The sequence below is a fragment of the Actinomadura chokoriensis genome (assembly GCF_041463665.1).
GTDB lineage: Bacteria > Actinomycetota > Actinomycetes > Streptosporangiales > Streptosporangiaceae > Spirillospora > Spirillospora chokoriensis_A.
Genome location: NZ_JAXCEJ010000034.1, coordinates 44,392 through 66,092, shown reverse-complemented (window position 1 = coordinate 66,092; position 21,701 = coordinate 44,392). Strand labels below are relative to the sequence as shown.

At 71.9% G+C, this 21,701-nt stretch carries 21 protein-coding genes and 3 tRNA genes; 11 read left to right on the top strand and 13 right to left on the bottom strand.

Annotation, left to right across the window (positions count from 1 at the left end; all coding sequences use genetic code 11):
* Positions 1-42: 42 nt before the first annotated feature.
* From SM418_RS34775 to SM418_RS34745, 7 genes are all read right to left on the bottom strand, one after another.
* A complete protein-coding gene (locus SM418_RS34775; protein ID WP_371945785.1) occupies positions 43-1,272 on the bottom strand; it encodes a cytochrome P450 family protein in 1,230 nt (409 codons plus the stop codon).
* A gap of 223 nt (positions 1,273-1,495) precedes the next feature.
* Positions 1,496-1,780: a DUF6295 family protein gene (locus tag SM418_RS34770; RefSeq protein WP_371945786.1), complete on the bottom strand. Its 285-nt coding sequence runs from the start codon at positions 1,778-1,780 to the stop codon at positions 1,496-1,498.
* 36 nt (positions 1,781-1,816) lie between these two features.
* Complete coding sequence (locus SM418_RS34765) at positions 1,817-2,560, bottom strand: dienelactone hydrolase family protein (protein WP_371945787.1); 744 nt, start codon at positions 2,558-2,560, stop codon at positions 1,817-1,819.
* 66 nt (positions 2,561-2,626) lie between these two features.
* Complete coding sequence (locus SM418_RS34760; RefSeq protein ID WP_371945844.1) at positions 2,627-3,457, bottom strand: undecaprenyl-diphosphate phosphatase; 831 nt, start codon at positions 3,455-3,457, stop codon at positions 2,627-2,629.
* A 184-nt stretch (positions 3,458-3,641) separates the two neighbouring features.
* Positions 3,642-5,102, bottom strand: coding sequence for a serine hydrolase domain-containing protein (locus SM418_RS34755; protein WP_371945788.1), 1,461 nt, complete (start codon positions 5,100-5,102; stop codon positions 3,642-3,644).
* Entirely contained in the window at positions 5,099-6,220 is a 1,122-nt protein-coding gene (locus SM418_RS34750; RefSeq protein WP_371945789.1) for a 5-methyltetrahydropteroyltriglutamate--homocysteine S-methyltransferase, read from the bottom strand. The genes SM418_RS34755 and SM418_RS34750 overlap by 4 nt, the downstream gene beginning before the upstream one ends.
* A gap of 128 nt (positions 6,221-6,348) precedes the next feature.
* Entirely contained in the window at positions 6,349-6,801 is a 453-nt protein-coding gene (locus SM418_RS34745; protein WP_371945790.1) for a MarR family winged helix-turn-helix transcriptional regulator, read from the bottom strand.
* Positions 6,802-7,287: 486 nt separating this feature from the next.
* Between SM418_RS34745 and SM418_RS34740 the strand changes: the two genes are divergently transcribed.
* The 3 genes from SM418_RS34740 to SM418_RS34730 all read left to right on the top strand — a co-directional run bounded on the left by SM418_RS34740 (position 7,288) and on the right by SM418_RS34730 (position 10,252).
* Entirely contained in the window at positions 7,288-7,857 is a 570-nt protein-coding gene (locus SM418_RS34740; RefSeq protein WP_371945791.1) for a TerD family protein, read from the top strand.
* A 6-nt stretch (positions 7,858-7,863) separates the two neighbouring features.
* Positions 7,864-9,513, top strand: coding sequence for a TerD family protein (locus SM418_RS34735; RefSeq protein WP_371945792.1), 1,650 nt, complete (start codon positions 7,864-7,866; stop codon positions 9,511-9,513).
* A gap of 148 nt (positions 9,514-9,661) precedes the next feature.
* Complete coding sequence (locus SM418_RS34730) at positions 9,662-10,252, top strand: TetR/AcrR family transcriptional regulator (RefSeq protein WP_371945793.1); 591 nt, start codon at positions 9,662-9,664, stop codon at positions 10,250-10,252.
* A 114-nt stretch (positions 10,253-10,366) separates the two neighbouring features.
* Here SM418_RS34730 and SM418_RS34725 read toward each other — a convergent pair.
* From SM418_RS34725 to SM418_RS34705, 5 genes are all read right to left on the bottom strand, one after another.
* A tRNA-Val gene (locus SM418_RS34725) sits at positions 10,367-10,438 on the bottom strand.
* 14 nt (positions 10,439-10,452) lie between these two features.
* A tRNA-Cys gene (locus tag SM418_RS34720) sits at positions 10,453-10,523 on the bottom strand.
* Between the two features lie 27 nt (positions 10,524-10,550).
* Positions 10,551-10,623 (bottom strand) — tRNA-Gly (locus tag SM418_RS34715).
* Between the two features lie 41 nt (positions 10,624-10,664).
* Positions 10,665-11,633: a CHAP domain-containing protein gene (locus SM418_RS34710; RefSeq protein ID WP_371945794.1), complete on the bottom strand. Its 969-nt coding sequence runs from the start codon at positions 11,631-11,633 to the stop codon at positions 10,665-10,667.
* A gap of 151 nt (positions 11,634-11,784) precedes the next feature.
* Positions 11,785-12,588 carry a universal stress protein gene (locus SM418_RS34705; protein ID WP_371945795.1) on the bottom strand — a complete coding sequence of 268 codons (804 nt, stop codon included), beginning with the start codon at positions 12,586-12,588 and terminating at the stop codon, positions 11,785-11,787.
* 87 nt (positions 12,589-12,675) lie between these two features.
* Between SM418_RS34705 and SM418_RS34700 the strand changes: the two genes are divergently transcribed.
* Complete coding sequence (locus SM418_RS34700) at positions 12,676-13,257, top strand: YceI family protein (RefSeq protein ID WP_371966139.1); 582 nt, start codon at positions 12,676-12,678, stop codon at positions 13,255-13,257.
* A gap of 54 nt (positions 13,258-13,311) precedes the next feature.
* On the opposite strand, the gene SM418_RS34695 is transcribed toward SM418_RS34700, so the two are convergent.
* On the bottom strand, positions 13,312-14,103 hold the full coding sequence (locus SM418_RS34695; RefSeq protein WP_371945797.1) for a maleylpyruvate isomerase family mycothiol-dependent enzyme: 792 nt from the start codon (positions 14,101-14,103) through the stop codon (positions 13,312-13,314).
* Between the two features lie 65 nt (positions 14,104-14,168).
* Here SM418_RS34695 and SM418_RS34690 point away from each other — a divergent pair, with 65 nt between their 5' ends.
* The 7 genes from SM418_RS34690 to SM418_RS34660 all read left to right on the top strand — a co-directional run bounded on the left by SM418_RS34690 (position 14,169) and on the right by SM418_RS34660 (position 21,448).
* The gene (locus SM418_RS34690) at positions 14,169-15,086 is read left to right on the top strand and encodes a helix-turn-helix domain-containing protein (protein ID WP_371945798.1); all 918 of its coding nucleotides are present in this window, start codon (positions 14,169-14,171) and stop codon (positions 15,084-15,086) included.
* Positions 15,087-15,160: 74 nt separating this feature from the next.
* On the top strand, positions 15,161-16,240 hold the full coding sequence (locus tag SM418_RS34685) for an LLM class flavin-dependent oxidoreductase (protein WP_371945799.1): 1,080 nt from the start codon (positions 15,161-15,163) through the stop codon (positions 16,238-16,240).
* Complete coding sequence (locus tag SM418_RS34680) at positions 16,237-16,830, top strand: FMN reductase (protein WP_371945800.1); 594 nt, start codon at positions 16,237-16,239, stop codon at positions 16,828-16,830. The genes SM418_RS34685 and SM418_RS34680 overlap by 4 nt, the downstream gene beginning before the upstream one ends.
* Before the next feature lie 53 nt (positions 16,831-16,883).
* Entirely contained in the window at positions 16,884-17,231 is a 348-nt protein-coding gene (locus tag SM418_RS34675) for an ArsR/SmtB family transcription factor (protein WP_371945801.1), read from the top strand.
* The gene (locus SM418_RS34670) at positions 17,228-17,863 is read left to right on the top strand and encodes an SRPBCC family protein (protein ID WP_371945802.1); all 636 of its coding nucleotides are present in this window, start codon (positions 17,228-17,230) and stop codon (positions 17,861-17,863) included. The genes SM418_RS34675 and SM418_RS34670 overlap by 4 nt, the downstream gene beginning before the upstream one ends.
* A 105-nt stretch (positions 17,864-17,968) precedes the next feature.
* Positions 17,969-20,188 carry a carbamoyltransferase HypF gene (hypF, locus tag SM418_RS34665; RefSeq protein ID WP_371945803.1) on the top strand — a complete coding sequence of 740 codons (2,220 nt, stop codon included), beginning with the start codon at positions 17,969-17,971 and terminating at the stop codon, positions 20,186-20,188.
* A gap of 117 nt (positions 20,189-20,305) precedes the next feature.
* Positions 20,306-21,448: a hypothetical protein gene (locus SM418_RS34660; RefSeq protein ID WP_371945804.1), complete on the top strand. Its 1,143-nt coding sequence runs from the start codon at positions 20,306-20,308 to the stop codon at positions 21,446-21,448.
* Positions 21,449-21,701: the final 253 nt, after the last annotated feature.

Below are 21,701 nucleotides of genomic sequence, written 5' to 3'. Positions count from 1 at the left end.
CCCGGTTTCCGCAGTCGGGCCGGGGAAACGCGCGGCAATAGATCAGGAATTCAGGTTGACCGGCAACGACCGGTGGCCGTTGGAGATGAACGACTCGACCGGGCTCAGCTCGCTCGGATCGACGGCGAACTCCATATCGGGGAAGCGCTCGAAAAGCGCGGGCAGCGAGATCTCGGCCTCCATCCGCGCGAGATGGGAACCCACGCAGAAGTGCACGCCGTGGCCGAAGGAGATGTGCTCCTTGTTCGCCCGCGTGATGTCGAAGGAGTCGGCGTCGTCGCCGTGCAGGGAATGGTCGCGGCCGGCCGCCGCGTAGGCGGCGAGGATCGCCTCGCCCTTCCCGATCGTGACGCCGTCGACGTCGATGTCCTCCACCGCGTAGCGGAGCGGCAGGTTCGCGACGGGCGCCTGCCAGCGCAGCGCCTCCTCGATCACCTGCGACCACGGCACCTCGCCGGACCGGACGAGCGCGCGCTGCTCCGGGTGCGTCAGCAGAGCCGTGATCGCCTGGTCGAGCAGGTTCACCGTGGTCTCGTGCCCGGCGGAGATCATCAGGATCAGCGTGTCGACCAGCTCGGCCTCGCTCAGCCGCGAGCCGGCCTCGTCGCGCGAGGAGATGAGGACGCCGGCCAGGTCGTCGGCGGGCTCGCGGCGCCGGAACTCGACGAATTCCTGCAGGATGCCGTACATCTCCACCTGGTTGGCGATGGCCTCCTGGGCCGTCAGCGCCGTGTTGAAGATGCCGTCGACGCAGCGCCGCAGGCTCGGCCGGGTCGCGTCGGGGATGCCGAACAGCCGGCAGATCACCTCGATCGGCAGCGGGTAGGCGAACGCCTCGCGCAGGTCGGCGCGCCCGCCGGGGGCCGCGGCGAGCCCGTCGACGAGATCGGCGGTGATCTGCTCGACGTCCGGCCGCAGCGCCTCGGTGCGGCGCGGGGTGAACGCCCGCGAGATGATGTTGCGCAGCCGCCGGTGGTCCTCGCCGTAGGCGGTGAACATGTTCTGCACCGAGACCCACAGGCGCAGCGGCCAGTCCTCCGCGATCTCGCCGCTGATGTACTCGGTCCAGTGCAGATTCGGGTTTTTCGACACCCGGGGATCGGCCAGCAGCCGTTTGAGCTGTTCCTGGCCGGTCACCGCCCATGCGACGACGCCGCCGGGCAGTTCCACGAGCGTCACCGGGCCCCGCGACCGCAGTTTCGCGGCCTCCCCCTGGACGTCGCTGCCGGACGGGTCGATGACGAGCGGGTTCTCCATTGCGGACCTCTCCACGGGCGCATCGGAGCGCACCGTGAGCGGGCGGCTCCCGAACGAACAATGCAGCCAACGTACGGTGTGCCGCGCCGGGCCGCCAGTTCATCTCATCGACTTACCCGGCTCTCCGCTTTTCGGCTTTCCTTAAATGGCGGCACGGAAATCCTCGGCACCGGAATCGGCGCGCGGCGGCTCGTCGGAGCGGGCGGCGCGGCCCGGCGCCGCACCCGCCCGCGGGGCGTCATGCCGCGCCTGGGCCGCGGGAGGACGCGAGGCCGGGCGGGGCTGCGGCGAGCGCCTTCTGGACGGCCTCGACCAGCGCCAGCGCCGCCTCCTCGGTCAGCTCCACCGCGACGCGCGCCGAGGGGCCCTCGCCCGGGTTGGTGAAGTCGATGTTCACCGTGTGCTCGTGGCAGGCGTGGTACGGGTGGTCGACGTAGACGGCGCCGTCGGTGAGCGTGAACCAGCCGGTCGCGCCCTTCGCCGAACCGTCCAGCTCCACCCGCACGGTCTGGTAGGTGCACATGGTCTCTCCTCTCAGAGGGCCGGCCAAGGAGCCGGATCAGGCGGCCAGGTGGCGGCCGAAGAACGCGAAGATCTTCTCCCAGCCGTCCTTGGCGGCGGCGGGCCGGAACGCGGGCCGCTCGACGGCGAAGAACGCGTGCCCGGCGCCCGGGTAGGTGTGGAACTCGTGCTCCTTGCCGAGTTCGGTCAGCGCCTCGTCGAGCGCGGCGACCTCGTCCGGCGCCGGGAACCGGTCGTCCTCTCCGAACAGGCCGAGCAGCGGGCAGGACAGGTTCGGCGCCTTGGACCGGATCGACCGGGCGCCGGTCGGATAGTCCTCGGGCGGGTCGTTGACCACGAACGCGCCGTAGCAGTCGACGGCGGCGTCGAGGTCCAGGACGCAGGCGGCGAGGAACGCGTGGCGCCCGCCCGAGCAGTGACCGATCACGCCGATCCTCCCGTTCGCGTGCTCCAGCGCGTTCAGGTGGGCGGCGGCTCCGGCGACGTCGCCGACGAGCTGCTCGTCCGGGACGCCGCCCTTCGCGCGGGCGGCGGCGGCCTGGTCGTCCGGGCTCACGCCCGCGCCCTCGCGCGAGTAGAGGTTCGGGGCGATCGCGGCGTACCCGTGCGCGGCGAACGTCCGGACGAACTCCTTCGTGCCGGGGTCGTACCCGGGCATGTGGTGGATCACCACCACGCCGCCGCGCGGCGCGTTGCCCAGCGGCCTGGCGAGGTAGGCCTCGAGCTCGCCGCGCGCGTGCCCGGCGATGGTGACGGTTCCGGCCCACATCGCATCGTCCATGGCTGTCAGCGCTCCACTCTTCGTCGGACCTGTGGACCGTGACAGTCTTTCGCATCCCGGCGGCTCTCAGGCGTTCAACGTCCCGGCGCCGAGCAGGCCGAACAGGAGCAGGCCGATGATGATCCGGTAGATCACGAAGGAGGTGAAGGTGTGCCGCGCCACGAACCGGAGCAGCCAGGCGATGGAGGCGTAGGCGACGGCGAACGACACGGCGGTGCCGACGGCCAGCGGCAGCGCGTCCACGCCGGAGCCGAGCGCGGTGGGCAGCTCGTAGACGCCGGCGCCGGTCAGCGCGGGGATGCCGAGGAAGAACGACAGCCGGGTCGCGGCGACCCGGTCGAGGCCCAGCATCAGCCCGACCGACATCGTCGCCCCGGACCGGGAGAAGCCGGGGAACAGCATCGCGAGGATCTGCGACGACCCGATCAGCATCGCGTCGGTGAGGGACGTGTCGTCCTCGCCGCGCTTGTGCCGGCCGAGCCGGTCGGCGAGCCACATCACGATGCTGCCGCCGATCAGCGACCCGGCGACCACCCACAGCGAGGCGAGCGGACCCTCGATGAGGTCCTTGGCGGCGACGCCGACGACGACCACCGGGATCGTGGCGAAGATGACCCACCAGGCGAACTTGTAGTCGTGGTGGTACCGCTCGGACGGGTCGACGATCCCGCGCCCCCACGCACTGACGATCCGGACGATGTCGGAGAAGAAGTACACCAGCACGGCCGCGATCGCGCCGACCTGGATCACGGCGGTGAACCCGACGACCGCCTTGTCGTCCACCGGGACGCCCATCAGGCCCTCGGTGATCTTGAGGTGCCCGGTCGAGGACACCGGGAGGAACTCGGTCAGGCCCTCCACGATGCCGAGGACGATGGCCTGCCCGACATTGATCACGCTCAACGAACCGGTTCCTCTCCAGCCCCGTCCCGCGCCCGCCGTGCCGCGGGATCCGCCGCGACTCTACTGCCGGCCGCCGGGCGCGACCCCCGACGAGGGCGATTACTTCACCCATCATTAACCGAAACGTCAGGCTCTGACCCGGGAAACGACCACGCTGTTCACCTTGCGGCGGTCCCGTTCAGGCCACCTTCGGGGTGGCGCGGACGCCGAAGTGCAGGTACCGCTCGCCGGTCGGGAGGGAGTAGAACGTCACGGCCATCCAGTGCCCCGTATCGGGATCCCGGGCGACGTACAGGTCCTCCTCGACGGGCGCCATCCGGTACTCCTTGACCGTGTCGGGCACCATCGAGGCGAGTGGACCGGTCACCGTCGTCCGGAGGACGGTCCCGTCCGCGTCGCGGAAGACCTCCAGCCGGGAACTGGCCCGCTCGTAGGTGCCGAGGTGTCGTTCGACGTCCACGGTGACGGGTTCGGCGGGCGGCCCGATCGGCGCCGGCGTCGCGATGCCGGCGAGTTCGGCGAAGATCTCCCGGTACAGGTCCTCGTACAGCCCGTCGCTGTCGCCGCCGTTGGTGAGCAGCACGACCGCGAGGCCGTCGTCCGGCAGCACCCGCAGGTAGGCGTTCTGCCCGATCGTCGAGCCGTCGTGCCCGATGAGCCCGCGCCCGTCCCAGGTCAGCCGGAACCAGCCGAGGCCCCACGAGTCGCCGAGCGTCCGCCTGTCCGGCAGTTCCGCCTGCTCGGCGGCCATGGCGGCGGCGCCCGCCTCGCTCAGCAGCCGCGCCCCGCCCGGGGTGCGGCCGCCGGTCAGGTGCATGCGCGCGAAGGCGAGCACGTCGGCGGCGGACGAGCCGATCAGCCCGGCGGGACCGGCCGAGCGCGGCAACTGCCACACCCGGGCCCGGGACGGCTCGGCCCCGTCGGCGCTCACGTGCCCGACGGCGGCGCGGTGCAGCAGCGCCTCCTCCGGCAGCGTGATCGTGCGCCGCAGGCCGAGCGGCGCGAAGAGCCGCTCGCGCATCGCCTCGTCCCACGTCCGTCCGGTCAGCCTCTCGATCACCCGGCCGGCCAGCGAGAACCCGGAGTTGCAGTACGACCAGGTCGCGCCCAGCGGATGGTTCTGCGCCACGTCCGCCAGCACGGCCGTGTACCTCTCCAGGCAGTCGTCGCCGCGCCCGGTGTCGGTGAACACGTCGCCGTCGATGCCGCTGGTGTGCGTCAGCAGATGCCGCGTCGTCACGCGCTTGGCGGCGTCGGGGTCGGCGAGCCGCAGCTCGGGCAGCACCTCGCAGACGGGGGCGTCGATGTCGAGCAGGCCCTCGTCCACGAGCTGCATCGCGACGGTCGTCGTCCACACCTTCGTGATCGACCCGATCTGGAACACCGAGTCGGTCGTCGTCTCCACGCCGGTGTCCTTGTTGAGGAGGCCGTAGGCGGCCTCGGCCAGCTCGTCCTCGCCGCCGGGCCGCAGCCGCAGGATGCCGAGCGACGCGCCGGGCACCCGGCGCCGCGCGGCGAGATCGGCGAGCCGCCGCCACCAGTGCCCCGCGTCGATGGGCGGGCGGACGGCCCGCGTGCCGTCCGGGGACGCCGGCGGCTGCTCGGGGACGGGCGCGTCCATGCGCGGGCGCCCGGTCACCCCCAGATCTCCTCGGCGGTCTCCGCGATGAGGCGCAGCTTCGCGGCCTGCTCCCCGGCGGTCAGCACGTTGCCCTCGACGGTGGAGGAGAAGCCGCACTGCGGCGACAGGCAGATCTGCTCCAGCGGCACGAACCGCGACGCCTCGTCGACGCGGCGCTTGAGGTCGTCCTTGGACTCCAGCTCGCCGCGCTTGGTCGTGACCAGCCCGAGCACGACCATCTTGCCCGGCGGGACGAACCGGAGCGGCTCGAAGCCGCCGGACCTGGCGTCGTCGTACTCCAGGAAGAACCCGTCCACGTCCAGCCCGCCGAACAGCGCCTCGGCGACGAAGTCGTAGCCGCCCTCCGCCGTCCAGGACGAGCGGAAGTTGCCCCGGCACATGTGGGTGGTCACGTTCATGCCCTCGGGACGTCCGTCCAGCGCGGCGTTGATCTGCTCGATGTAGCGCAGGTGCAGGTGCTCGGCGTCGTCGCCCCGCTCGGTGATCATGGCGCGCTGCGCCGGGTCGTTGAGGTAGGCGAGGCTGGTGTCGTCCAGTTGCAGGTACCGGCATCCCAGCTCGCCGAGCCGGCGCACCTGCTCGGCGTACGCGGCGGCGAGGTCGGACCAGAACTCCTCGATGCCGGGGTACACCTCCGGGTCTATCGACGCCGGGCCGCCCCGGTAGTGCACCATGTTCGGCGACGGGATCGTCAGCTTCGGCGTCACCCCGTCGCCGGTCACGCCCTGCAGGAACGCGAAGTGGTCGGCGAAGATCGTCTCCTCCAGCCGGACCTTGCCGTGCACCCGCAGCGCCGCCGCGCTGAACTCGATGTCCCCGGCCTCGTTGTGGAACCGGACCTTGATCTTGTCGTCGGCCGGGCTGATCCCGCCGAGCCGGTAGATGAAGTCCATGTGCCAGGACGTGCGGCGGAACTCGCCGTCGGTCGCCGACCGCAGCCCCGCCTCCCGCTGCATGGCGACCGCGTCGCGGACGGCGGCGTCCTCGGCCGCGGTCAGCGCCGCGTCGTCGATGCGCCCCCGGGCGTGGTCCTCTCGGGCGGCCAGGAGCTCCGGCGGACGCAGCAGGCTGCCGACATGGTCGGCCCGGAACGGTGGTGCGGTGCGCACGGACATGACGTTGCTCCTTCCGGGGGGAAGGGACCGGTCCTGTCAATTTAGGCACACTCGCGACGACGATCAACAATCTGACCAAAAGGCGCAATCTTCGCAAATGCCCACCCAGTGCCGCGGGCGTCGTCAGGTCAGGGACGGGGCCAGGGCCTGCCGGCGAGCCGTTCGATGTCGGTGTTGAACCGCTGCAGGTAGCCGGCGAACGCGGTGACCTCCTCGGGGGTCCAGCCGGCCATGATCTTGTCAACCCCCCGCACGATCCGGCCGCGTTCCTCGTCCAGGCGGCGTTCGCCCTCGGCCGTGATGCGGAACTTGCGGGCGATGCCGCCCGCCGGGTCGGGGATGCGCTCGGCCAGCCCGTCGCGCAGCATGGCGGACGTCTGCCGGTTGAGGGTGGAGGGGTCGAGGTCGAACGCCTCGCTGAGCTCCCGGATGGACATCGGGCCCTCGATGCGCAGCCGGCTGAGCAGTACGTACGCGCTCTGCTCCAGGGCCCCGGAGGTGCGCCGGGCGCGGCGGGTGGCCATGTGGTGCCGGCTGAGCAGCATGGTCTCGTACTCGATCAGGTCTGTGGGCTTGTCCACGGCACCATCCCTACCACAGTGACGTGCATCATGCATGACTTGTGCACCAGCCACTTTATATGTAGGGCGCACAAGTTTCGGTCTTCAGGTCCGGCAGAAGGGAGCTCACGTGGACGACGACTACACGTCCACCGCCCGTCCGGGGAAATCGTCGGCGTGCTCGCCTCGGCCGGCATCGTCGCGGCTTCCGCACCGGCCTGCTGATCGGCTGCGGCGTCGCGGTCGTCGCGGCCCTGATCGCCATGACGCTCCCGCGGCGCTCCACCCGGCCGCCCGCCGAGCACGCCGCCACCGGTACGCCCGCCGCCTCCCGGGCCTGACGCCGCTCCGCTCCGGAGTCGCCGGGTCCAGTGGATCAGGTGACAACGGGCGGATCGGCTGCAAGGCTTTGCTCGCACCTTCCGCCGCCGCGGCGAGCGGGGTGCGTTCAGGCCGGCGCGCTCTCGGGGTCAGCGCGGCACAGGGGAGAGCGAGGAGGCGACGGCTGTGACGGTCTCGATGGTGAAGGGCCAGCGGATCTCGCTGGAGAAGCCCGGCGGTGCGCTGAGCATGGTCCGGATGGGCCTGGGCTGGGACGCGGTGAAGAAGAAGGGCTTCTTCGGCTCCCGCGAGCGGGACATCGACCTCGACGCGTCCTGCGTGCTCTTCGCCGACGCGAACCTCGCCGACGTGGTGTACTTCGGCAAGCTCGTCAGCGACGACGGCTCCGTCCGGCACACCGGCGACAACCTGACGGGCGCGGGCGACGGCGACGACGAGTCGGTCATCGTCGACCTCAACCGCCTCCCGGTGCACGTCACCTCGCTGGTGTTCACCGTCAGCTCGTTCAACGGCCAGAGCTTCAACGAGGTGGAGAACGCCTTCTGCCGGCTGGTCAACGAGCTCGACGGCGGTGAACTCGCCCGGTACACGCTGACCGGCGGTGGCGCCCACACCGCCATGATCATGGCCCGGATCTACCGGCACAACGGCGGCTGGAAGATGAACGCGATCGGCGAGCCCTGCCACGGCCGCACGTTCCAGGACATGCTCCCGGCGATCGCCGCCCACGCCTGACCGCCGATGACCGAACTCACCCGCGGCGCCAACGCTGCGCTGCCCGCCCGGCGGGTGACCGCGACCGTCTCCTGCGCCGCGCCCGTGGACGTCAGCGCCCTGCTCGTCGGCCCCGACCTGCGCGTCCGCTCCGACGCCGACCTGGTGTTCTTCAACGCCCCCGAGGCGCCGGGCGTCCGCTGGACGGGCGGCGGCGGCCAGCGCGTCGAACTCGACCTGGACGCGGTCCCCGCCGACGTCACCGCGGTGCTGATCGCGGTCAGCCTCACCGGCGCGGCCGCGTTCGGGACGATGCCGCCGCCGCAGGTCGATCTGGCCACCGGCGACGGCGCCCGGGTGGCCGCCTTCACCGTGCGGGGTCTCGGGCCGGAGACGGCCATCATCGGCCTGGAGATCTACCGCCGGGCCGACCGGTGGAAGGTGCGCGCCGTCGGCCAGGGCTACGCCGGCGGCCTCGCCGAACTCGTCTCGGCGCACGGCATCGAGGTCGACGACCCGGGTGAGCCGGAACCTCCGGCGCCACCGCCTCCCGCCACCGTGCCGCCGCCCGTGCCGCCGCCCGCGCGGCCGGCCCCGCCGCAGCCTCCGCGGCCTCCGCAGCCCCCGCAGCCACCCGCGCAGCAGCCACCGCCGCCGCCACCGGCCGGCGAGGTCGACTACCTCGAACGCTGCTGGCTCATCTGGGAGGACGCGAGCCGCTCGCTGGCCGCCTTCCGCTCCGCCACCGAGCACGCGCTGACCGTCCGCAACGAGGAGATCGCCGGACGGCGTCCCCGCGGGCGCTTCGACGAGCTCATGACCGCCGCCGACCAGCGCCTGCGGGCCGACGCCGCGCAGCTCCGCGACGAGCTGGCCCGGGTGGAGCCGCACGTCGCCGCGGAGGCGGCGCCGTTCGATGCGCCGTCCTGGCTGACCTGGCGGCCCCGCACCGACCTCGCCGACGGCGTGCTGCTCGGCCGGCTGTCCACCGCCGAGCTGCCCGACCTGCGGATACCGCTCGTCCTGCGGCTGCCCTGGCGGCGCGGCATGTGGATCTCGCGCGGCACGATGCCCGGCGACTCCGTCGCCTACGCCTGGTCGCTGGCGACCCGGTTCCTGGCCGCCGCCCCGCCCGGCCTCGTCGGCCTCGAGGTGATCGACGCGGCGGGGCTGTCCGGCGCGGGCTGGCTGCACGGCTTCGACCCGGCGACGTCCGCCCGGCTGCTGGGCGGCGGTGTGGCCGTCGGCACCGGGGCCGCCGAGCGGATCCGGCGCCTGCTCGACCTGGTCGACCTGCGCAGGATCGGCGGCGGTGAGGAGAACCGGCCCGGCGACGGCCCGCCCGTCCGCCTGGTGATGATCCTCGACGCCGGCGCCGCGCTCGACGGCGAGAACGCGCACCAGCTCCTGCGCCTGGTGGAGGACGGCCCCGCGGCCGGCGTGCCGGTGCTGCTGGTGGAGACCGACACCCCGGCCGCCGAGTCCGTGCGCGCTCTCAGACTCCGCCAGACGTGCAACAACCTCCCGTCCAGCGAGGACGCCATCGGCGACTCATGGGTCGGCACGGACTGGACGCTCACCCCCGACGTCCTCCCGGACGCCGCCGGCGCGCACGCCCCCGCCCTGTTCAGCCACGTCCTGAGCCTCCACGCCCGCACCCTGGCCTCCTATGACTAGGACGGGACGAGGCAGAGCCGGGCGATCCGCTCCTGGAGTCCGGCGCGCGCCGGGACGACGAGCCCCGTCGCAGACGCGTTGCCATGACTTGACCTCATCATGACTAACGGCGCATTCCACTCCGGCGGATACTGCGTACGGTGACGGCATGGCGAATGCCGTGTCACGACAGCAGGTCATCGAAGTGGCGGGCAGGCTGTTCGGCGAAGTCGGCTACGACGGGACGTCCCTGCGGCTCATCGCGGACGCCATGGGGACCACCCCCGCGGCGATCGTCGAGGTCGCCGGGGACAAGCGCGCGATCTATCTGAAGGTGATGGATCGGGCCGCCGAGGCCGAACGCGCCATGCTCGAATCCGTCGTGTCCCAGGCCGAACCCGGCCTGGACGCCGTCCACCAGATAGTGGACACCTACCTGGACTTCTACCTGGAGCATCCGCGCAACCGCGCCCTGTGGGCCCACCGCTGGGTCGACGACGCCGCCGACATCCCGGACGTGGAGGACCGCTACGCCCGTCCGCTGCTCCACCTGGCCGCCCCCAAGTTCCGCGGCGTGGTCCCGCCGGACGTCGACCCCTACTTCGTGCTCGGCACGATCATCTGGTGCGTGCACGGCTTCCTCGGCTCAGGCATCCTCGACCGCGCCCAGGGCGTGCGCCGAGCCGACGACCCCAAGGCCGTCGCCTCTTTCCGCCGTCACCTGCACATCCTCGTCGACAGACTGCTGACCCCGCCCTGAACGGGAGCCTGAGCTGGGGGAGCATAGCCCCCGCCGGGCCCGGGGGGGGTGAAACGACGAAGGAGCGACGGGGAAGGAGCATCAGCTCCGACCACACCGCTCCCAACTTCGAGGTGGGCGATACTGGGATTGAACCAGTGGCCTCTACCGTGTCAAGGTAGCGCTCTCCCACTGAGCTAATCGCCCTTGTGCATGCTGCGAGGTGGAGACGGGATTTGAACCCGTGTACACGGCTTTGCAGGCCGTTGCCTCGCCTCTCGGCCACTCCACCAGAGCGAGGCCTGATGGGGCCTCTCAGAGCGGACGACGGGATTCGAACCCGCGACCCTCACCTTGGCAAGGTGATGCTCTACCAACTGAGCCACGTCCGCGTGCCGTCCGGGGGTCGCCCCCCGGGCTCGCACGGACAACTCTAGCGGAATCCGGGAGTGCTTGCGTAATGACCGTCCTCCGACTCGGTGAGCTCGGCGTGGAGGGTGTTCCAGAAGTCGAGTTCCCTGTCCTCTTCGAGGTGGGCGATGCGGCCCCAGAACTCCCGGTCCTCGGCCTCGTGGGCGGCGGCGAGGGAGAGGGCGGGCATGAGGGTGGTGCCGGCGTCCGCCGCGTCGAGGTCGGCCGGGGTGACGTCGGCGGGGAGCGCGACGGGGGCGGCGGGGCGGTGGTGCCTGCCGCGCTTGCGGACGCGGATCGGCGGCGTCGTCGGGGCCTTCGCGGCGGCGGCGCGGCCGGCGGCGAGGGCGACGGTGCCGCAGAGGACGAAGGCGAGGATGCCGCCGAGGACGACGTCCTGGGCGGGGAGCTGCTCGGCGGTGGCGGCGTGCTCGGTCTCGTGGGCCTTCGCGGACGTGGCCGGGGCGCCGACCTTGTCGACGGTGGGCGCGGGCGCGGCGTGCCGCGGGGTGTACTTGGCCTCGACCTTGATCTTGGACGGGTACCCGAAGCCGACGACGGTGTCCATGTCGCGGGTCTTGCGCATGAGCTTGTAGCCGTCGGCGTTGCCCTCGATGGTGTGGAGGGTGCGCCCGTCGACCTTCTCGACGATGCCGACGTGGTCGATCTGGTCGGTGTCGCCGGAGCCGCTCCAGTCGTAGAAGACGATGGCGCCCGGTTCGGGGTCGTGCCCCCAGGCGTCGTGCTGCTTGAACCACTGGGCGTGCTCGACGGTGGAGGCGAACTGCCCGGCCTGGCCGGTGACGTCCGCCTTGTCGGCGGCCCAGGCGAGGAACATGTCGCACCAGGGGGCCGTCGAGAAGTACTCGTCGTGGTCGCCGTCGACGTTCTTGCGGTACCACTCGCCGAACTTGGTGTAGCCGTCGCCCTTCTCGGTGTAACCGAGTTCCTTCTTGGCGATTTCGAGCAGCTTCTTGCCGACCGGGTCCATCGCGCCCCCTGCGCCTCGCTCGTTCGGGCAGGGCGCCCGACCGGGACGGAACGCGACCCGTGCCAATGGTCACGTTCCGATCTCGACGGAATTTAGCCCAGGTAAACGGGGGGCGGCAAGCGGTTCCAGGGAAACGGTCAAAACGGACTACTCAGTAGTAGCCACGTGGAAGGACGGCGACCGGACACGGGGCGGCCCGCAGCATCTTGAGGGCCACCTCCCCCACGAAGACGCGGTGCGCGGCGGCGTCCTCGCTCGACGCGCAGACGAGCAGCTCGCCCTCGGGCCAGTCCACGTCCGCCAGGGCTTCGGCCACGTCGTCGCCCTCGGCGAGCTCGGCGGTCACCTCCTCGGGGAGCAGGTCGGCGGAGTCCACGGCGAGCCGGATGGCGAGCGCCAGATCGTCGCGGAGCGGATCGGCGGGCACGTCCCCGATCGCCAGCGTGACCAGCCGGAGCGGCACCTCCAGCCGCTCGGCGGCCTGCGACGCGCGGATGACGGCCTCGTCGCACTGGGGCCGCCGGACGTACATGACCGTGATCCGGCCCAGTTCGTCCGGCGGGGTGTAGCCGGACGGGGTGAGCATCACGGCCTCGGTCGCCGAGTGCAGCAGGTGGTCGGCGGCGGCGCCGACGCCGATGCGGCCGCGGGCGCCGCCCTCGGGGGAGCCGACGACGATCAGATCGGCGCCGATCCGGCTGGCGAGCACGGTGAGCCCGCGCCCGACGCTGCGCCCCTCCTGGACGATCAGGTCGGCGGGCCGGCCGTCCAGCAGGTCGGCGAGCTGGTCCAGCACGGCGCGGGCCTCGCCGGCGGCGGCCGGGAGGTCCGGCGGGTGGACGGTCGCCACGCTCAGCCGGCCGCCGGTGAGCGCGACGATCCCGCGCGCGAGGTCGAGCGCCTCCCTGCCGCCCGCGTCGTGCACGTATCCGGCGAGGACGTGTTCACCGATCATGTAACCGAGCATTCCCCGGGGGCGGCCCGTCAGACCAGGTGTGATTTGAGGTAGTTTTCCTGGTTATCACCAGTTTGGGGGATTTTTATGGGTGTCGAGGTGTCCGACCTCGAAGCCGGCCGCTGGATCATCGACCCGGCCAACTCCAGGATCATCTTCACGGTCCGGCAGCTGATGGCGACGGTGCGCGGCACCTTCCCGGACTTCGAGGGCGAGGTCGTGATCGGAGAGGACCCGCTCGACTCCACCGCCCGAGCGGAGATCCGGATGGGCTCGATCGACACCCGCAACCCCGAACGGGACAGGCACGTCCGCTCCGCCGGGATCCTGGACGTCCGGCGGCACCCGATCATGACCTTCACCGGCACGGGGGTCGAGCGCGCCACCGCCGGCCGCCGCGCCCGCACGCCCCGCTACCACTTCGCCGGCGACCTGACGATCAGGGGCGTGACACGCCCGGTCCGGCTGCTCACCGAGTTCCGCGGCGTCGGCTCCGACTCGCGGGGCGGGATCCGCGCGGGCTTCACCGCGACCGCCGTCATCAGCCGCCGCAGATTCGGCATCGAGATCGACGTCCCGCTGCAGGGCGACCGGGTCATGCTCGGCGACGAGATCACGATCGCGCTGGAGATCCAGGCCGTCCTCGCCGTGCCGGACACCGCCGCCTGACCGTGCCTGCCGCCTGACCGTGCTGGCCCGCCGGGGCCGCGCAGCCCGCTCGGGCTAGACCGCCGTATGGGCGAGCCAGTGGTCCAGGAGGGACGCGTCACCCGTCACCTTCACCTCGGAGGCGTCGTCCGGGGCGAGCCGCCGGGCGAACACGAGCAGCAGGCTCTGGACGGGCCCCGCGACGGTCATGTCCGCGTCCCCCGTTCCCTCCTCCCAGACCGCCCCCTCGGGCGTGCGGGTGATCAGCCACCCCGGAAGGGACGGCTCGGCCGGACGCAGGCACAGCGTCTCGCCCGTCCCGCGCAGCTCGGCCAGCTCCGGCTTGCGGGCCGCCGCCGTCACCGACGTCAGCAGCCCGAGGAACTCGCTGATCGCGTCGCCGGCGAGGTCGGGCGCCACCGCGAACGTCGTCCCCGCGGCGAGCGCCGCGTCGGCGTGATGGACGGCGGTCTCGTGCGTCATCCGGCGCAGCCACATGACGGTCGGCCACGTCCCGAGAACGGGATGATCGACCGACCGGTCCGGATTCGCGTCGACCGCGCCGATCAGGTCCTCCACTCCGTCGTCCAGCCAGCCGGGCCAGTCCGCGGGGGAGTCCGGCAGCGTGCGGGGGAGATCGTTCAGGACGACGGTGCCGCCGGTCCGCACCAGGTGGGACGCCCATCGGTGCGCCTGGCCGACGTGCCCGACGAGATCCCGCAGCGTCCACTCCGGGCAGGTCGGCACGCGCGTGCCGACGCCGCCGAGCGACGGGGCGGCGGCCCCGGCCGCGCCGGCGAGCCCGCGGGCGTGCTCGCGCAGCCCCTCCTTCATACGTCCGGCGTCCAGCACGTCGTCTCCTCTCAACGGATCCACGGTCCTGTACCGCGCTCGTAAGGTAGGACCTCCAGCCTGCTGGAGGTTCAACTGGTGTGACCGACGACACATCGCTGGGCATCGGCGACCTGGCGGCGCTGACCGGCGTGCCAGTGCGCACGATCCGCTTCTACTGCGACGAGGGCGTCCTGGACGCCCGGCGCAGCGCGGGCGGGCACCGGCGGTTCGACCGCTCCGCGGTCGACCGGCTCCGGCTCGTCCGGCGGCTGCGCGCGCTCGGGCTCGGCCTGCCCGCCATCGCGGCCGTCCTCACCGGGGACCGCTCGCTGGCCGAAGCCGTGGCCGCCGAACGGCGCTCGGTCGACGCCGAGCTGACCTCGCTGGCCTGGCGCCGCGCCTCGCTCCGCGCCATCGAGGACGCGGGCCCGGCGCGGCGGGCGGCGCGCCTCGACCTGCTCGCCGCGGTCCAGGACGGTCCCGCCGCGCGGGACGTCCTGCTGGGGTTCTGGCGCCGCCGCATCCTCGTCCCGCTGCCGGAGGATGCGGTGCGGGCGTTCCTGGACAAGAGCGTCCCGGAGCCGCCCGCCGACCCGACGCCGGAGCAGGTCGTCGCGTACGCCGGGATGGTCGAGGTGGCGAGCGACCGGCCGCTGCTGCGCGAGCTGCGCGCCCTCGGCCGGGTGAACGCCGACCGGGTGCGGGACGAGCCGACGCTGATCAGCGGGCTCGGCGAGGCGGCCGCGCTGGCGGCCCCGGTGGTGATCGCGGGCGGGGAGCCGGGCCCCGGCCCCGCCCTCGACCGCTTCGTCGCGGCGCACGCCGCCGGACGGGACGAACGCGACACCCCCGGCTTCCGGCGCGCCCTGCTGCCCGCCGTCGCCATGGAGCAGGACCCGCGGCTCCGCCGGTACTGGACGCTGTTCGGCGAGGTCACCGGCGCGCCCGCCACCGCCGGGACGATCAACACCTGGCTGGTCGACGCGCTCGAACGCGACGTCGCGGACATCGGCTGACGGGTCAGGAATATGATCTCGGTCCGCGCGGTTCCGGTAGGATGATTGAAAGTTCTACTATTTCGGAGGCCGGCATGCAGTTCGGGATCTTCACGGTCGGCGACGTGACACCCGACCCGACCAGCGGCGGCGTCCCGACCGAGGCCGAGCGGATCAAGGCCATGGTGGCGATCGCGCTCAAGGCCGAGGAGGCCGGGCTGGACGTCTTCGCGACCGGCGAGCACCACAACCCGCCGTTCGTCCCGTCGTCCCCGACGACGATGCTCGGCTACATCGCGGCCCGCACCGAGCGGCTCATCCTGTCCACCGCCACCACGCTGATCACCACCAACGACCCGGTGAAGATCGCCGAGGACTTCGCGATGCTCCAGCACCTCGCGGACGGCCGGGTCGACCTGATGATGGGGCGCGGCAACACCGGCCCCGTCTATCCGTGGTTCGGCAAGGACATCCGCGACGGCATCCCGCTCGCCATCGAGAACTACCACCTCCTGCACCGGCTCTGGCGCGAGGACGTCGTCGACTGGGAGGGCAAGTTCCGCACCCCGCTCCAGTCGTTCACCTCGACGCCGCGCCCCCTGGACGGCGTTCCGCCGTTCGTCTGGCACGGCTCCATCCGCAGCCCCGAGATCGCCGAGCAGGCCGCCTACTACGGCGACGGGTTCTTCGCCAACCACATCTTCTGGCCCAAGGAGCACTTCCAGCGCCTCATCAGGCTGTACCGGCAGCGGTTCGAGCACTACGGGCACGGCTCCGCCGACCAGGCGATCGTCGGCCTCGGCGGGCAGGTGTTCATGCGGAAGAACTCCCAGGACGCCGTCCGCGAGTTCCGCCCGTACTTCGACAACGCCCCCGTCTACGGGCACGGGCCGTCCCTGGAGGAGTTCACCGCCGAGACGCCGCTCACGGTCGGCAGCCCCGAGCAGGTGATCGAGAAGACCCTGACGTTCCGCGACAACTTCGGCGACTACCAGCGCCAGCTGTTCCTGATCGACCACGCGGGCCTGCCGTTGAAGACCGTCCTGGAGCAGATCGACATGCTGGGCGAGGAGGTCGTCCCGGTGCTGCGCAAGGAGTTCGAGTCGGTGCGCCCGGCGCACGTCCCCGCGGGCCCGCCGACCCACGCGTCCCGTCTCACCGAGGAGGCTCGATGAGCACCCTCGCCGTGATCTCCGCCGGCCTCGGCCGGCCGTCCTCGACGCGGCTGCTCGCCGACCGGCTGGCCGCCGCGACGACCGAGGCCCTCGGCCGGGACACCGCCGTCGAGACGATCGAGCTGCGGGACCACGCGCACGCCATGGTCGACGCGACCCTGACCGGCTTCCCGTCCGGGCCGTTCCGCGCCGCCGTCGAGACGGTGACGAACGCCGCCGGCCTCATCGCCGTGACGCCCGTCTTCAACGCGTCCTACAGCGGCCTGTTCAAGACGTTCTTCGACGTCCTGGACCGGGAGTCCCTGGAGGGCAGGCCCGTGCTGCTGGGCGCGACCGGCGGTACCGAGCGGCATTCGCTGGCCATCGACTACGCGATGCGCCCGCTGTTCGCCTACCTGCGCGCCGGCGTCGTCCCCACCGCCGTGTACGCGGCGTCCGAGGACTGGGGGAGCGGCGAGACCGCCCTGCCCGACCGCATCGCACGGGCCGGCGCCGAACTGGCCGCACTCATGGAGGCCCGCCCGGCCCCGGCCAAGGAGGACCCGTACGAGAACCCCGTCCCCTTCGACCAGCTCCTCGCCGGCCGCTGACACGGCCTTCTTAAGGCTTGGCTTATATAAGCCGAGACTGTACCTTGGGGGCCGTGCACGCGTTCGATGTTCTGGGCGACCCGGTGCGGCGCCGGATTCTGGAGCTGCTCGCCGAGGGCGAGCGGTCCTCCGGTGAGCTGACGGCCGTCGTCCGGGAGGAGTTCGGGATCTCGCAGCCCGCGGTGTCGCAGCACCTCAAGGTGCTGCGCGACAGCGGGTTCGCGGTGGTCCGGGCGGAGGGGACGCGCCGGCTCTACGCCGTCGACTCCGCGCCCCTGCGAGAGGTCGACGCCTGGCTCGACCGCTTCCGCCGCTTCTGGACCCCGCATCTGGACGCCCTGGCGACCGAGATCGCCCGGGGCAAGCGCGCACGCCGCCACGACTCAGGGAGCGAGCCATGATCGAAGTCACGGGGCAGATCAACGCGGTACGCCGGAAGGTCGGCGAGCGGGTGCTGGAAGCCGGCACCGCCCGCACCTCGACCGTCAGCCAGGTCTACGACACCGACGTCGACGACCTGTGGGACGCCGTCACCAACCCCGAGCGGATCCCGCGCTGGTTCCTGCCGGTGTCCGGCGACCTCCGGCTCGGTGGCCGCTACCAGCTCGAAGGCAACGCGAGCGGGACGATCGAGCTCTGCGACCCGCCCAAGGGCTTCTCCGCGACCTGGGAGTTCGGCGGGCAGACCTCCTGGATCGAGGTCCGGCTGAGTCCGGAGCCGGACGGGCGGGCGCGCTTCGAACTGGAGCACATCGCCCACGTCGACGACGGCATGTGGAACCAGTTCGGGCCCGGCGCCGTCGGCATCGGCTGGGACCAGGGCCTTCTCGGCCTCGCGATGCACATCGCGACCGGCCGGAGCGCCCCCGACGAGGTGGGTCCGGACTGGTCCACGTCAGACGAGGGCAAAGAGTTCACCCGGCAGAGCGGCGAGGCCTGGTTCGCGGCGCACGTCGCGTCCGGCGCCGACGAGGCCACCGCCCGCGCATGCGCGGACCGCACCATCGCCGCCTATACCGGGGAAGCGGGGTGACCTCCGGATCGTGACGCGGCCGGGCCGGGGCTGAGGCCGAGATCGACCGCCGCGGAACACGCCCGGTGCCCGCCCTCCCCGGGCGGCACGGGCCGGCGCGGCAGAATGACGAGCGTGGATGTCAGGGTCGGCGTCCGCGTCGAGGGGGTCGTGCAGGGCGTCGGGTTCCGGCCGTTCGTGCACGGGCTGGCGACCGGCCTCGGCCTTTCCGGGCTGGTCGGCAACGACGCGGGCGGCGTGTTCATCGAGGTCGAGGGCGCGGCCGACGTCGTCGGACGGTTCCTGGACGGGCTGCGCACGCGTCCGCCGCGGCTCGCCGTCGTCGAGCGCGTCACCACCCGGGAACTGGACGCGCGGGGTCTGGCGGGCCGCGGCGGTTTCGCGATCGTGGGCAGCGACCCGTCGGGGGAGCGCCGCGCGCTCGTCTCCTGGGACTCCGCGACCTGCGACGACTGCCTGCGCGAACTCCGCGACCCGGCCGACCGCCGCCACGCTTACCCGTTCATCAACTGCACGAACTGCGGGCCGCGCTTCACGATCGTGAAGGACGTCCCGTATGACCGGCCCAACACGACCATGGCGGGCTTCGCGATGTGCGGGCAGTGCGCCGCCGAGTACGCGGACCCGGCCGACCGACGGTTCCACGCCCAGCCGGTGTGCTGCCCGTCGTGCGGGCCGTCCCTCGCCCTGCACCCGCACGCCGGCGACCCGCTGACCGCCGCCCGCGGCATGCTCGCCGCCGGCGCCGTCCTCGCGGTGAAGGGCCTCGGCGGCTACCACCTGGCGGCGCGGGCGGCATCGCAGGACGCGGTCGGCGTGCTCCGCTCGCGCAAGCACCGCGAGGACAAGCCGTTCGCCGTCATGGTCCCCGACCTCGCGGCGGCCCGGACGCTGTGCACGCTCTCCGACGCCGAGGAGGCGCTGCTCACCGGCCCCCGCCGTCCCATCGTCCTGGCGCGCCGCCGACCGGACGCGGCACTCGCCGACGACGTCGCACCCGGCAACCGACACCTCGGCCTCCTGCTGCCCTACACCCCTCTGCACCACCTCCTCGTCACCGAGCCCATCGTGCTGACCAGTGGAAACGTGTCGGACGAGCCGATCGCCCACCGGGACGGCGAAGCCTTGGAGCGGCTCCGCGGCATCGCCGACGCGTTCCTGTTCCACGACCGTCCCATCCACACCCGGGCCGACGACTCGGTGGTACGGATCTTCCGCGGCCGTCCGCTGCCGGTGCGCCGCGCCCGCGGCTACACCCCGGAGCCCGTGCCGATCCCGGACGGACGCCCCGTCCTGGCTTGCGGCGCCGAGCTGAAGAACACGTTCTGCCTGAGCCGCGACGGCCGGGCGTTCGTCTCCCACCACATCGGCGACCTGGGGAACTACGAGACCCTCCGCGCCTTCGAAGAGGGGATCGCGCACTTCCGGCGACTCTTCGACATAACCCCCGAACTCATCGCCTACGACCCGCACCCGGAATACCTGTCGACGAAATACGCGCTAGGCCAGGAGCTGCCATCCGTCGCCGTCCAGCACCACCACGCGCACATCGCGTCCTGCCTGGCCGACAACGGCGTGGACGGCCCGGTCATCGGCGTCGCGTTCGACGGCACCGGATACGGCACGGACGGCACCCTCTGGGGCGGCGAATTCCTCGTCGCCGACCTGCGAGGCTTCGAAAGAGCGGGACACCTGGAACCGGTTCCCATGCCCGGCGGGGCCGCCGCGATCCGCGAACCATGGCGGATGGCGGCTGCATACGGCGCCTCCGAAGACCTCCCGGTAGCCCGCCGCCCTGAATGGTCCACCGTCGCGGACATGGCCGAACGCCGCGTCCACGCTCCGCTCACGTCGAGCATGGGCCGCCTGTTCGACGCGGTCGCCGCCGCCCTCGGCGTCCGGGACCGCGTCGACTACGAGGGCCAGGCCGCCATAGAACTTGAGCAGCGCGCCGACCCCGCCGTCCACACCGCGTACTCGGCGACGATCACCGACCGGTTCGTCGTCCGGGGCCGTGACCTGCTGGAGGCGGTGGTATCCGATCTCAAGACGGGCGTCCCCGTTCCCACGATCGCGGCGCGATTCCACAACGGCGTCGCGGCGCTGATCGTCGGCGCGGCATCGCGCATCCGGGAGGAAAGGGGACTTGGCGTGGCCGCCCTCTCCGGCGGCGTATTCCAGAACATGCTCCTCCTGGAACGCGCGGTATCCGGTCTTGAAGATGCGGGATTCGAGGTACTGACCCACCACCGAGTTCCACCGAATGACGGCGGCATCAGCCTGGGCCAGGCCGCCGTAGCCACCGCCCGACACAGCTACGGGTGATTCCGGCGAGCCTCCCGCCATTGACCCGAGCGACGCCTTCGTGCCGTCGGCTCATCGCCGCCGTGGACTTTCCCAGAATGACCACGCAACTGCACCTGGCGACGGCATGATCACCAGATGGCAGACGAATGGGACGTGGCGCAGGATCGGGAGCCGCTTTCGTGGCGGGTACGGCGCTGGGCGGCGCCGATCGCAATGGCCGCATCGGTCGCCGCCTCCATAACCGCGGTGCAATGGCTGGCGGACGACGGCGTCCCGCCGACAACGCCTCAATGGAAAGACCGGCGTCCGCGCTTCATCCTCACCGTGGGGGAGACGGGGAATTCCGCGCCGGGCGACGGGCCCGTGCCGTGGTTCCAGGTGCGCCCACTCCAGGCGGACGTACGGACACCGTCAGCGGACACCGTGATGCCGCTTCCGTCCGCCGGTGAAGCACGGGAAATCCTCGCGGGCCCCAAGGGGACGTTCGTGGTCGCCGCCTTCCGGAAAGAGCCGTGCGAGTCACGGTTCTACCGGTTCGGACTGACCGACGACGGCCACGTGAAAAGCCTCAAGCCGCTTCGCGGGGAAGCCGTCCCCGCACTCGTCGGCGGTTTGGCGATGAGTCCGGACGGCGACCGTCTCGCCTACACGACTACTTCCTGTACCGGCGATACACAGCGGCCCGCGGAGCCACGCGCCAACGTGAGCGTCCTCGACATCGGCTCAGGCCACACCCGCACCTGGCACACGGCCGGCGCGTCGGTCATCGGCGAGATCGTCTGGGCCCGCAACAGCCGTACGCTCGGCTACACCATCAGCGACGTCCACCCAGGCGCCTCTCTCGGAACCGATATACGGCCCGGGCAGCCGGACTTGCTCACCCGGCGCGCGATCCAGAACGTCACCGTTCATTCACTCGACACCGACGCACAAGGCACCGACCTGCGCGCGGGCCGCACTCTGTTCCACCGAAAGGCCGGTTCCGGGACGGTCACCACCGCGGTGATGAGCCCCGACGGACGGACCGGCTACGGCACGATAAGGAAGACCCAGCCGCCGAGCACCGTCGTCTTCTCCTTCTCCGAGGGCGAGCTGATGCGCGTCACCTCGGCCATTCCGCAGAAGCCGGACACCGCGGTGGTCATCACTTTTGTCAGCGCGGACGAGCCGCGTTACGCATGCCTGAACGGTCTCGATTCCTTCGGGAGAGTGATCGGAGGCGAGTTCATGGCACGCCAGAGCGACATGGCCGGCTGCCGATCCGCCTACGCCTACTGAACAGGCGGTGGCCTGGACCGTCTCCAGGGCGGCGAGCGCGCGGTGCCGCGTTGGGAGGGGCGTCCTGGTGCGTCGTGGGTGCGACAGAAGCGGCGCTGGATCCACGGCGTCGTCGACGACGTGCTCGCGGGTGAACACGGAGGGGCCGGTCAGCGCGCCGAGTCGTCCGGCATGGGGGAGAAGGTGCGGACTTGGAGGTAACCGACGCGACCCCGTTTCCGGGGTGGCGAAGTACGCTGGGCCTGTGATTAGT